Consider the following 13,277-nt stretch of genomic DNA (forward strand, 5'->3'; position numbering starts at 1 on the left):
AGGAGTAGGATTTACTTGTTGATGAACACTTTGGTATTGGGCAGACTCACCGCTGGTGGACCTGCCCTTTTTAGAATCCTAAAAAGTCATAAAAAATTAATTTAAAACTTGGGCCTGGAAACCGTTTATAACAATCAGTATTTCTGTTTTGTAAATAATTGAATTTTGATTCGTTGATTGTAATAAAACGAACAATACTTCAGGTTAGTACTTCTGATGAGGTATGTACAAATGCGGAATATTTCGAGGTTCTTCCAGCACGATAATATGTGAAAATTTGGAGGAAAAATAAGAATGAAAAAGATTGCAGTATTAACTAGCGGCGGAGACGCACCTGGAATGAATACAGCTATTCGTGCAGTCGTTCGTAGGGGTATACACAATGGATTGGATGTATATGGTGTGGAAAATGGCTACAAAGGCTTGATTGAAGGCGATTTTATTTCAATGAATTTAGGGAGCGTAGGGGACATCATTCATAGGGGAGGCACTATCTTAAAAACTTCCAGATGTGAGGAATTCAAGACCATTAGAGGACAGCAACAAGCAATTCTAAAACTAAGAGATAAGAGTATTGAGGGATTAATTGTAATTGGAGGGGATGGTTCGTTTAGGGGAGCGAGAAAATTGTCAGAATTAGGCTTTCCGACGGTCGGGATCCCAGGCTCTATTGACAAAGACATTGCAGGAACGGACTATACAATTGGGTTTGATACTGCAGTAAATACAGCTGTTGAAGCAATTGATAGAATTCGTGATACGGCATTCTCTCATGAACGCACTTTTGTACTTGAGGTAATGGGTCGAGGTGCTGGAGATATTGCCTTATGGGCAGGAATGTGCGGTGGGGCAGAGTCCATAATTATCCCAGAAGCTAACTATGATATAGAAGATGTGATTGATCGAATAAAGCAAGGACATCAACGTGGAAAGACCCACAGTATTATTGTGATGGCTGAAGGTGTTGGCAAAGGGATTCAAATGGGTAAAGAGATTCAAGAAAAAACCGGCTTTGAAACAAAGGTTACCATACTTGGACATATTCAAAGAGGAGGTTCCCCTAGTGCCTATGATCGGATGATGGGTAGCCAAATGGGAGCATTAGCAGTTGATTTACTCGGAGAAGGGCAAAAAGGTGTAATGGTAGGGTTGAAAAAAGGCCAACTAACTCATACACCTTTTGAGGTAGCAGAAAAAGATAAACATACGATTGATCTTTCCATTTACGAGTTAGCAAGAAGTCTATCTACATAGGCAAATATGCTAATTGATAAGGTCATTAATGTATTCACCACTGGTAATAGCAGAGTCCTATAAGGAGCTTCTCGGGTTCTTGTGAAGGCTGAACTATCGTGTAATAGAGAAAAAGGACAATATGAAACTTAATAACAAGGATTTAGGAGGAAATAGTATATGAAGGTAGCAATTGCAAGTGATCATGGCGGAATGAATATTCGCAAGGAGATAATTTCTTTGATGGAAGAATTGAATATTGAGTATGTTGATTTAGGGTGTGAATGTGAGGGCTCTGTTGATTATCCTGATTATGCAATTCCGGTGGCGGAGATGGTAGCAAGTGGAGAAGTAGATCGTGGCATCCTCATTTGTGGTACAGGAATTGGAATGAGTATTGCAGCTAATAAAGTACAGGGAATTCGTTGTGCTCTTGTCCATGATATGTTCAGTGCAAAGGTAACGAGAGAACATAATGATACCAATATTTTAGCGATGGGGGAACGTGTAATTGGTCCAGGGTTGGCTCGTGGTATTGCCGAAACATGGTTAACTGCCTCCTTCGAAGGAGGGAGACATGAAACTCGAGTTAATAAAATCTCATCATATGAATCTAGAGTTATTCATCAGTAGAATTAAAGCATTCTATTTAGATAAGAAAATGCTCTAAGACCCATAAATTACAAGACTTATGGCACAAGAATTGTACAAAACTAAAAATATATTTTAACTGTATAAATTATTAGCCATTTGTCTCTCTTTTTTATAGATCCAACGCTTCTTAGGATTGTCATTCCTTAACAGGAAATGTCTTCCCTTTTTGGGTTAATAAATTAAATTCAGAATAGGAGAATGATCACCATGGAAAAGAAATATTGTATTCATTGTAGATCACTTTATACTAAAGAAACGGTTTGCAATATATGTGGAAAAAGTGAATTCCAGGAAATAAAAATTGTTATCCAACACCAGAAACAATCAAATAGTAAGCAATTATTCGTAGATACCTTTCTTTCCTCTAACCTAGAACTAACTTAAAAGGTAAAATGGTTTTGATATTATAACCTATAAAATTGGTTGAATTCATATTTAAACCTATTTAAAACCTTTTAAGTAAAATAATTAACAGTGGTAAAAAGAGTAGGCATTTAAATAAGACCTTAATCCTGGGTAAGTTTACAGCCTAAAATATGAGCCGTTTATGAATGAAATAAGGAAATAATCTATCTTTTATATTCCAATGCTTTGTGACATAATTTGATAGTGAAAATAATTGTGGTCTTTTTTAATAACTAAAATAGAAAGCGTTTTCATTTATTGTTATTTATATTTTATAATCAGGAAGGAGCTTTGCAAAATGGTAACAATTGTTTGTAAAAACTGCGATGCTATTATTGAACACGATGATGATGAAAAGGTACGAATTCTTTATTCTTTATGTGAAAAATGTCAAGAAGATGTATCTGAAGCCTAGGATTGGGGAGAATGAATTAAAACCTAAAAGATACATTTTCTGTCATTTTTTCTTTACTCTTCGTGTAGAAATCATAACTAAGTGTGACTTTCGCTGAACTATTAATTAACGTTTAAAATGATTAAATCAAGTTATAAAACCTTAGATTTTATTTATAGTAGTTAAGTTTTGGACAAAATCCGTTATGATGCATTTTAATTAAAGATATCGCCGGATTCCACTTTTACCTTATTTAGGGGGCGGAGGTATGGAGAAGAAAACCAGATATTTATTGTTTTGTAATAAATGTGGTATACCTCAATTAATCCCGAAATACATTTTGCAAGCATACTTCATAAGTGGGGTTAATGGAGTTTATTGCAGCAATTGTGAAAATCATACGATTATTCCTGAGTATTTAAAAAAGATTGCTGGGGAGCTGCTAATTCATAGTGCGGAGTAACAAATTCAAAAAAATAAAAGCCTTTTTAGATGAAAGTTATCAGCCTCCTTCTATGCAAGTTGAAAGGAACTTCCAACTTATTCAAATCCTTTAGAAGAGAATCAAGGACATTAGTTTCAACTATTGTTTTTAATGCTTTTTTTGAAATGGGCTACATTATATTTCATTAAAACATCCTTGGCATTTCCCAAAATTAAAGTAATTGTTTTAGGGGACATATTAGGTTGAATGACCATAAGAGATATTAGGTCAATGAAACTATTTAAATATAGTAGTGGTTTAGATGGTTATAAGTTGCTGTTCAGTTCCGATCGGGTTGAATATGTTTAATAAAAAGAAAGAATATGCTTTATTTATTCCACAATAAGACGCTATTGTTGAGTAACGAATTTAGTAAAGTCCTTTTTTGCTATTAAATGTGTGTCTAATATTCGGATTTTTGTCAAAAGTAAACAACTATTTTTTGAAAAAGCCGCATTCTTCATCAAAAGAATGCGGCTTTACGCTGTTAAAATTAAACAACTTATTTGCTCAATATTATGGTGTATCTAAAGTGGTAATCTTCCAAAATACATCTAGAAATATCACTATATTATAACATCTGGCTCGGATTTCATTAAAGAGTCCTACCACAGTTAAACAATTACCTCAATTCATTAACAGACCTAATCCCTTTAAAGAATTTAATGAACCAGGTGCTCGTAACACTAATAGGCAATTCAGTCTTTCATTTTCTATCAAATTATCTTTGAACCAAATCTAGTTTTGTCGCATTTTGAATGCGACAAACCTTAGGAATCTAGAGAACGAAAATGATATCTATTGATGATAAAATTAAAATATGAAAGCGGAATCAATGCTTAAACTAATATTTAGATTTATATTAGTGATTTTACCTCTCCTATTAAGTAAGTGAGGTAGGACCTTAGAGTTGAAAACGCTGTAGAAATAATAAAAAAAAATGGAGGGAAGAAGATGAGCGAAAAAACAGCAACAAAAACAGAATTTAATTACTTAAGTCAAAAACCGGGTGTACAGCTAATTAAGGCAGGTACTTATAAAAAGATTGAATTAAATAACGTGTTAGGGATTCCAGCTGTTAAAAGCCAAATCATTGATGTGCCGGTTACTTCAAAACAAAATGCATTACAGTTAGGATACTTTGCTATGCAGCCTGGAGAAGAATTTGAATTTACGTATACATTCTTAGAAGTAAAGACCATTATTAAAGGGAAAATTGTGGTACGTGATGATCAAGGGAAAAAATATGTAGCAGAAAGAGGCGATGTCTTCATCTTTACCCCAGATACAACTGTTGTTTTTGATGGAGAGAGCGATGGAGAAGCTATTTATACAGGACATAGATTACCTGAACCTTTATTTATGTAAATTTACGATAAAAAATTTTCAACTCAAACAATGGCACTTGTCTGATAACTAGAATCTTCTGTGGAACGACAAAATGAGCGGGTTGCCCATCAAGAAGGGACGAGCTCATAAGTAAATAAAACATTCTATAGGGTGTTTATTAACTCAATAGTATGTTTTTAATATAAAAAATCTGAATTTTCTGCACATTAATTTTAAAGGGAGAAAAATCGATAATCAATAATTGATATATAACATTATGATTTTTCTACTCAAAAGTGATATCTATCAAATCTAGACATACAAAGGGAAGGAGCTAGCAAGCGATGCACACGATAAATATGATGAGTTATGCTGATTTTGATTTTGGGATTAACGGAAACAAGGTTTTTTTGGAAGACATATTCCCTGGATTCAATGAGCACGATCGTATTGGAGTTGTTGTACGGCAAGCTGGTGGAGGCATGGGTGCAAGTGCCCTGCTCATGTCAGCGTTAACACGTTTTTACGATTTTCATCGTCCTAAGCTAGGAGACGAGCCTGGTAAACTGCGAATCTACCCCGAGAATTTTGTCTTCCATGTAGGAAAATTACACATGAACCATTCTTGGATGGATGTATGGCCACCACACAAGGAGGTTGTCGTCGAAGATGACCCAGAGCAAATATTGGAGGCGATTAATGATCGCGGTATAACACGTCTGCTGGTCGAGGACATTTCAGCTTTATCTGCCACATTCTTGAGAGAGACAATTAGTAGTGCTCAACACCGAATTATCAGTACCTTGGCGTATTCGCCTACCGGACTTGTCAAACATGCCGACGTCACAATCATGAGTTGCTCAGCTGCAGAAGATAATGTCCTTGACTCTCTAAATAGGTCGGAAGAGTTGTCTGAAGAAGTAAAAGAAAAATTACGTAAGGGCCGCCATCATCTTTATATCGACGGTCGTATAACAGAGACTTATCGCCGGATTGAACTATCCGATGCCCTTCAAATGCTCACTCATACTACTGAACAGGGGGCTTCTACACGAAGCTATATGGGTATTCTAGGTAATAACCCAATCTATACAACTAGTATTCAATCACTTGAAAAAATGAACAGTTAAACTTAAATCTTTCTAATGCATTTTGTGTTAGGTATATGAATGATATTAGTAATTTGAAAAGGGGTAGATTAAAATGCATGCAACAAATATTTCAGAGGCTAGAAAAGGAGTTGCAGTGGGAGTTACCTCATCGATCGCTTGGGGCATAAATACAGTCATAATTGGGGTAATATTATCGAAAGCACCTTTTATTGATACAAAAGAAGCCATTGTATTAGCTCCATTTATAAGCTCCTTCACTCATGACCTTTTCTCCTCTCTTTGGATGATTTTATTAATGGCTGTAAAAGGTAAAATTATTGAAGTGCTAAAATATATGAAAACAAGAAACGGATTGATTATCGCACTAGCAGCTTTATTCGGCGGTCCCGTTGGGATGACGTGCTATTTACTTGGTATCAATTATATAGGTGCAACCTATACCGCAAGTATTAGTTCATTGTTTCCTGGAATAGGAGCCCTGCTTGCTTTCATATTTTTAAAGGAAAGAATAGGCCCTAGAACTTGGCTTGGTATTGTTTTAAGTATAACCGGGGTCATTATATTAAGCTATATGCCATCTGCTGGAAGCTCTAATCACCACTTTTTACTTGGAGTATTGCTTGCTTTAGGTTCAGCTATAGGATGGGGACTAGAAGGAGTAATCTGCGCTTGGGGAATGAAGGATGATGATGCTGATCCTGAAATTGCAGTTGTCATTAGACAAACAGCTTCTGCACTTGCATATGCTTTAATAGTCATACCAATTATTCATGGATACTCATTAACCTTTCAAGTCATAACATCTGGCGCAGTATGGTTGTTCCTTATAGCTGCTTTTCTAGGAGCCGCCAATTACGTATTATACTACAGAGCCATTCATTTAATCGGTGCTGCAAGAGGTACAGCACTTAACAATACGTATGCCGCTTGGGCAATCGCCATTAGTGTAGTCGTATTCAATACACCAGTCAGCTTCCAGTTAATTATTGGTACAGTTATCGTAATAGTAGGTTCGTTCTTTGTATCAGGAAATCTTAAAGAGTTAGTTCACATATCCGGTGATTTTGACAATAAAGATTTAGAAGAATCAAAAATAACAGGGTAATTTGAAACCCCTACGGGTAAAGCCGGAAGGTATCATGCAACCCAAAATTGCTAAATTTATATTTTGGAAACAAAAAGCCGATATTCCTTTGCATGAACTATAACCCGAATAATGGACACTTTATAAAAAGTCCCTTATTCGGGTTTTTCTGTGTCCATTTCACAAAAACCCGTTTATAATCAAACTCAATGATGTGAGCGGAGGACATATAATGAGTAAAATTATTTTTAATGAAATTCAAATGAAACTACTAGAACAGAATCCAAATGTACAACACGTATCGGATCGTTCTATCGCATATAAGCCTGAATTTAAGGTAGAAGCAATTAAAGAAAATTCAAATGGTAAAGGACCTGCCCAAATTTTTATTGAACATGGATTTGACTTAGAAATGATTGGGTCTGATAAACCTAGTGAATGTTTAAAACGCTGGAGGAAAACATTTGAGCAGTTTGGGGAGGATGGTTTCTTCACAGAAAGGCGTGGAAAAGCAAGCACTGGTAGACCCTCTTCAAAGCCTCTTTCAGTTGAGGATAACTTAAAGAAAGCTGAAGCACGAATTAAATTCCTAGAAGCGGAGCTTGAATTCTTAAAAAAGTTAGACGAACTAGAAAGGCAGGCGAAGAAGAAGAAAAAGTAACCGTTTCAGAGAAGTATATGCTTATCGAACAAACTATTAGAAAGTTTGGGCTTATACATATGGTGAAATTCCTCTGTAAGAAGGCAGAGGTAAGCAGAAGTGGATATTATGCTTGGGTAAAGGCTGAAAGCATGCGGTCTGATCGAGAAGAGAATGATTGGAATGATTATGAGTTAATCAAGGAAATATTTGATAAGAAAAAGGGTTTCGCTGGAGCACTTACTATCAAAATGATTTTAGAGAATGACTATTTTGTGGAAATGAATCACAAAAAAATCCGACGGATTATGAGGAAGTTTAATTTAGTGGCAAAGGTTCGCCAAATTAATCCTTACAAAAAAATGGCTAAAGCTACCCAAGAACATAAGACTCTCTCTAACCTATTAAATCGAGAATTTGACCAAGGTGAGCCTGGAAAAGTATTGCTAACGGATATTACTTATGTGTACTATGGAGCAGCGCAACCGGCTTATTTGTCTTGTGTAAAGGACTCCTCGACAAGGGAAATTGTTGCTTATCATTTGTCCAGAACATTAAAGATGGATCTTGTTTATTGTACATTGGATAAACTCTCTGTAGCACTTGGTGATCTAGTTCATCCGGAAGCTATGATTCACTCAGACCAGGGATTCCATTACACGCATCCAGAATTTCAAAAAAGAGTGAAAAAGCTAAAGCTTACTCAGTCTATGTCCCGTAAGGGAAATTGTTGGGATAACGCCCCAATGGAATCATTCTTTGGTCATTTAAAGGATGAAGTAGATTATTCTTCATGTCAGAGCTTTGAGGAATTACAGGGATTGATAGGAACCTATATTGAGGAGTACAACACCAACAGATATCAATGGAGCCTAAATAAAATGACTCCGGCACAATACCGGAGTCACTTATTAGCAGCTTAAAATATTCGGTCTTTTTTTAGACTGTCCATTTTATGGGTCACAGTTCAGCATTAGGAAAATCGGCTTTTATATTCAGAAACTGTATTATCATATATTTTCCTCTTCCCCTAATGGAGAGCATACAAAATTGTTTAATCGCTCCACCAGTTCATCATAACCTTTCATATCGGTGAAGGATTTAAGCGGGTAGCAAGCATTATTAGGAACCGTTTTTTGGATAACTGAAAGGAACCTCTGGTGACAAATGATGAAGTCGGCATACTCCGGAATTTCACTAATAGATGAGTTTTCTACTTTTATAGTAAGATTTGCTTGTTCGAGCTTCTTTCTTAATATTGAGGCTCCTGCTGCACTAGAACCCATCCCTGCCTCACATACAAAAATGATGTTTTTAACGTTTTTTATATTGATTAGTGCTGAAACATTTTCTTTCTCTGCTCTTTCTTTATTAATTGGTAGGAGAGTAATATTCTCCGCCATTTCTTTTTTACCTCGTTTTTTATACTTCTCTAAACTGTAAAAATTTTTAAATTCATGGTTTTCCTTTAAAGTAGGAGAATCCGATACCTGTTTTAATAGAAACATACTACAAAAAAGGGATGCAATAGCTGAAAGTAATACACCCAAAAAAATGGTTAATATATCTTCTTTTGGTGCCAAACCAACAAGTAAGAAGATACTGCCCGGAGATGGGATGGCTGCAAGACCGACATTAAACAATTGAAATGTAAACGTTCCAACCATCCCCCCTAAAATGAGCGAGATAATAAGAAGGGGGTTCATTAGAACATACGGGAAATAAACCTCATGTATTCCCCCTAAAAAATGAATAAAGGTTGCTAGTTTAATACCCTGTCTTTGTTCATCTTTCATTTTAAACCAATAGGCAAGAAGAACACCTAACCCAGGACCTGGATTTGCTTCTAATAAGAAAAAAATTGATTTCCCCAGCTCTTTCGCCTGTTGGATCCCTAGTGGTCCTAAAATACCGAAATTGATAATATTATTAAAAAATAAAACCTTTCCTGGTTCAATAATTGTTGCTGTTAATGGAAGCCAGCCAGATTTAATAATTGTTTCCAATATCTTTGTTAGCCATTCCACTATAGTAGTAAACATTTGTCCAACATAAAAGAAACATAAAATCGTAAATACAGTAGCAATCACCGAAGCTAGTACATTACCAATCAGTAATTCATAACCAGCACCAGGTAAATTCTTTTTAACCACATTATCAAGCTTTTTTATCACCCAACCTGTACATGGCCCGATAATCATTGCACCTAGAATAGCTGGTGTAGAACTTGATAGTGTTAATCCATAAGTCACGATAGAGGCTACAACAGCTCCCCGTTGCCCTCCTATTAATCTACCACCAGTATAGCCTAATAAAATAGGTAAAAGTATGTTATAAATAGGATTCAATAAAAGTAAAATCCTATCATTATACCACCATCCATATATTCCAAAGATTCCATCAATGATTCCAGCTGTTAAAATGACAGCAATATTTTGGTAAACGATTGCGCTCAACAATTGGGCTAGTTTCTTCATTTACCTTGAATCTCCTTTAAGGAACGTGTGGCTTTCATTTCGTATGCCTTCGATAATACAACCTCCAAAGAACTTTTCACGACATCAGCCGTAGATCCAACTAAAACATTAACAAATGATTCCTCTATTAACATAGAACTAATTTCACTTATCATTTCAATATGCTCTTTTGGAGCTTCCTTAGGTACCGCCAAGAAGAGTATCGAATTAATAGACTGTTGCTCTTCATCATCAAAAGGCCATAAAAGAGGTTCCTTCAACCGAAAAACGGCAACAAGTAAGTTTTTTACTCCTTCAGACTTAGCATGGACCATCGCTAAACTACCTATTACAAACCCTCCTTGCTGTTCACGTTTTTCAAGGTCTTTAGAAAGTTCAATATAATCACTTATTTCTTCGACATTCTTTATTGCATTAAGAATACTAGAGATAATAGGAGGTCGAACATTCACATCATTATATATTTTTAGATTGCGCAAAATTTGAATCATCCCTTCCCCATATCTTGCAAGGGACATGACGGAAGGGGATTTTCCCGTAATATCTTGTACTTTTTTTTGAAGGGGTTTCGGTATATTAACTTTTGATAGTGCATTTTGAATTCTTGAACGATCTTTTTGATTGAGAAAAGGGCTTACAATGACGACATTTTTATTTTTTACAAATGGAAGATTAATCGTTGAAATCAAGATATCAACGTCCACCTTTTCCTGTAGCCATCCTTCAAGCTGATTCATCGAGACAACTGCTTCTACTATAATATTTGGCATTTTAGTACGTAGCCTTGAAGCTAGATAGGTGGATGTTCCAAGTCCACTAGAACACACAACAATGGCTTTATACTCTTTCTTAGAAGCATCTTTCTTTCGAATAAGAGCAGCTCCAATGTGCATCGCCAAATAACCAATCTCATCGTTTGGAATACGGCAACCGGTTTTATTTGTTAAAAGCTCACACGATTTCTTACAGGCAGAAAATATTTCTGGGTACTTTTCTTTAATTTTCTCAAGCATCGGATTATGTATTTGAAGACCGTGTTTTAAACGGGTAAAAGCAGGAGCAAAGTGGGATACCAACCCTTCAAGGAGGAGTTCATCACCTTCGAATGATTCTTCTAGATAATATTCCATTGCACGAATAAAGCTTTGTGTCAATTCAATCCAAGTAAATTCTTCTTTTTCATAGTTAATCATTTCCTTTCCAGTAGAAAGGCGGGTCCCAGCTAAATGTAGAACAATATAATTCACTTCAATTTTAGGAATCGAAATTGAAAGAACGGTTTCAAGGCGTTCGACAATTCTTTCCGCAAGTGAGTAGATTATGATATCAAATTTATAATCCTGAGATAAATCGGGTGTTTCAATAACATCTCCGTTTTTTATTCTCTCGACCGCAAGCATTAGATGCACGATTAAATTTACATAGTTACGGTCAGTTAATTCGATAGTTGTTTGCTCTTTTAAGACTTGACGAACAACCCGCTCAACATCCAAGATTTTATCAGGTTCAACAAACCGTAGTATTCGGTTTCGAATCACCATGCTCAATTCGACCTGAATCTCTTCCTCTTCCGTTTCTGTACTTCTATGGAAAAGTTCGAGCCATTCTTCAAACGTTATATCCTTATGGTGCAATCGTGATAACATCGTCCTCCGTTGCTTTTCCTGCCCATCAATATATACTCCAATTCCTGGTGTCCGAATAAGTTTAATCCCTCCCTTTTCAAGCCACATCCTCACTTTGTCCATATCAGAGCTAACGGTCGTTTCCGTAACACCGTACTTTTTACTAAACACATATTGCTTAATCGGTTCCTTTGAAAGCAATAAATCATAAGTAATGCCATCCTGCCGCTCTTCTGGGGAGTATGCAAACAATTCTTTTGCTTGTTCTATGTGTTCTTTTAACTGTTCCTTCCCATCTGATGATCCTTTCAACTCAAAACCATCTCCAATTTTTTTCTCTATTTTTAATCCATAGATATCTAAAATGGATTTGAGAGCTTTGATTTCTCTTTGTATTGTTCTCGTACTTAACTTAAACATTTCAGATATTTCTTTATAAGAAACGGGTTTGTTAGTTATCAGGAGTGTTCTTAATAGCTCTTTTTTGCGGGAATCTATAACAGGAAATTGTATCTTCATTTTGTTTGTCTCCTTCCAAGTTAAGCATTACATGTTAAAAATTTGTGGTTCTGTTGATAATATTTTTCGTTCCTAGTTGCTTTTTACTTTTTGGCAATTCTATTAACTGTAACAAGGGAATTTGTATTCCAGTAGGTATTTTCAATCAGCTTGTAAAAATAAAGGTATCCATTTTGTTATCACCCAAAAATTCAGATGATTATAGGTTAGACGGAAAATTACAAAAACTCCAGATGGTCTTCGATTGATTATTTACACCTTAATTATTTAGATTTGACTTTACTTTTTCACTTACATCTCTCGGAACCCAAGTGTTCCATACCCCTTCATAATTTTTTAGGAACCATACTGCCGTTTCACGCGGAGTTGCATTATGTTTCTTCATATAAACTAAAAAGTCAGTTGTAATTGCACTACTTGTAGAGTAGTTACTTAGAAACTTAAAAACTTCTGGTACTTGTTCCTTTAGTTTATTATGAACAGCAATAGTTAATCTTTGTGAAGGGAACTCTGTACGATACCCATCTAACCAATCTTTTTCATTATATGGTTCATCTTTTAATTCAGTAATATCATATAATCCTGCAATCCATGATGGTTTCCATTGGTAGCCTACCCATGGCTTCCCATCCTCATATGCACGAATAAATGATGCATTTAATACCGCTTGAGATTCCGGTCCAAAATAATTAAAAGTCTCGAATAAATTATACTTTTTCATTTTTTCTTGGAAGACTTTATCGGCATTCCATAATGGAATTGCACCATAAATACGTCCTCTATTAGGCTCATCTGGATCTTTAAATAGATTCCAATATTTTGGTAAATCGTGAATTGATTTCAAATTAGGAGCCAACGGTTTTATACCTCGCTTTGGATCCCCTTTAATAACATAAGTTGGAACAAAGAGGCCTTGCCGTGTATCATCTAAGTTTACAGAAGCTTCTATAATATCGCCGTTTTCAATTGCTGATTTATATTGTTTTGGGTAGCTTCTAGTCCAAATCTCCATATAAACATCCAAAATACCAGTACTTATCGCAAAAAGTGAAGCTGTTTCCGAACCTGGAAGTACTTCTGTTTTATAACCATAACCTGTTTCTATAATAATTCTTGCGATCTCGTTGTGCACCCTAATACTATCCCAACCCGGATCAGCAAATTTAATTGTCCCGATGGCTCTGGTAGGTATTCTAGAAGCACCAGAATTTATGCTTCCTAACATGACAGTCGATGATATAAGAGTCACTGTAAGAATTAAGCTAAAAAACCTTTTCATTGTAATTTCCCCTCTACCTATAAAGGTCTTCATGTTCCGGGA

At 35.7% G+C, this 13,277-nt stretch carries 11 protein-coding genes; 8 read left to right on the forward strand and 3 right to left on the reverse strand.

Going from position 1 to position 13,277, the window contains the following annotated elements; translation table 11 throughout:
- Positions 1-294 precede the first annotated feature (294 nt).
- From pfkA to CCK98_RS32195, 8 genes are all read left to right on the forward strand, one after another.
- Entirely contained in the window at positions 295-1,254 is a 960-nt protein-coding gene (gene pfkA, locus CCK98_RS32160; RefSeq protein ID WP_088090690.1) for a 6-phosphofructokinase, read from the forward strand.
- Between the two features lie 159 nt (positions 1,255-1,413).
- A complete protein-coding gene (gene rpiB / locus CCK98_RS32165; RefSeq protein WP_088090691.1) occupies positions 1,414-1,866 on the forward strand; it encodes a ribose 5-phosphate isomerase B in 453 nt (150 codons plus the stop codon).
- Positions 1,867-2,590: 724 nt separating this feature from the next.
- Entirely contained in the window at positions 2,591-2,707 is a 117-nt protein-coding gene (locus tag CCK98_RS32170; protein WP_088090692.1) for a GapA-binding peptide SR1P, read from the forward strand.
- Between the two features lie 247 nt (positions 2,708-2,954).
- The gene (locus CCK98_RS32175) at positions 2,955-3,149 is read left to right on the forward strand and encodes a hypothetical protein (protein WP_088090693.1); all 195 of its coding nucleotides are present in this window, start codon (positions 2,955-2,957) and stop codon (positions 3,147-3,149) included.
- Between the two features lie 951 nt (positions 3,150-4,100).
- A complete protein-coding gene (locus tag CCK98_RS32180; protein ID WP_256942643.1) occupies positions 4,101-4,538 on the forward strand; it encodes a cupin domain-containing protein in 438 nt (145 codons plus the stop codon).
- 305 nt (positions 4,539-4,843) lie between these two features.
- Complete coding sequence (locus CCK98_RS32185) at positions 4,844-5,629, forward strand: hypothetical protein (RefSeq protein WP_088090695.1); 786 nt, start codon at positions 4,844-4,846, stop codon at positions 5,627-5,629.
- A 73-nt stretch (positions 5,630-5,702) separates the two neighbouring features.
- Positions 5,703-6,716 carry a DMT family transporter gene (locus CCK98_RS32190; protein ID WP_088090696.1) on the forward strand — a complete coding sequence of 338 codons (1,014 nt, stop codon included), beginning with the start codon at positions 5,703-5,705 and terminating at the stop codon, positions 6,714-6,716.
- Between the two features lie 211 nt (positions 6,717-6,927).
- A protein-coding gene (locus CCK98_RS32195) for an IS3 family transposase (RefSeq protein WP_088087180.1) occupies positions 6,928-8,258 on the forward strand; the annotation gives its coding sequence in 2 pieces (ribosomal slippage) (positions 6,928-7,300 and positions 7,300-8,258; 1,332 coding nt in all).
- A gap of 87 nt (positions 8,259-8,345) precedes the next feature.
- Here the strand turns inward: CCK98_RS32195 and CCK98_RS32200 are convergent.
- The 3 genes from CCK98_RS32200 to CCK98_RS32210 form a co-directional block, all read right to left on the reverse strand.
- Positions 8,346-9,812, reverse strand: a complete 1,467-nt coding sequence (locus tag CCK98_RS32200) for a PTS transporter subunit EIIC (protein WP_088090697.1) — start codon at positions 9,810-9,812, stop codon at positions 8,346-8,348.
- Positions 9,809-11,956 carry a BglG family transcription antiterminator gene (locus tag CCK98_RS32205; protein ID WP_088090698.1) on the reverse strand — a complete coding sequence of 716 codons (2,148 nt, stop codon included), beginning with the start codon at positions 11,954-11,956 and terminating at the stop codon, positions 9,809-9,811. Before CCK98_RS32205 ends, CCK98_RS32200 begins: the two co-directional genes overlap by 4 nt.
- A 259-nt stretch (positions 11,957-12,215) precedes the next feature.
- Positions 12,216-13,235, reverse strand: a complete 1,020-nt coding sequence (locus CCK98_RS32210; RefSeq protein WP_088090699.1) for an ABC transporter substrate-binding protein — start codon at positions 13,233-13,235, stop codon at positions 12,216-12,218.
- Positions 13,236-13,277: the final 42 nt, after the last annotated feature.

Origin of the sequence: Bacillus sp. OV166 (genome assembly GCF_900177675.1) — a bacterium.
In the GTDB taxonomy this organism is placed as follows: domain Bacteria; phylum Bacillota; class Bacilli; order Bacillales; family Cytobacillaceae; genus Neobacillus.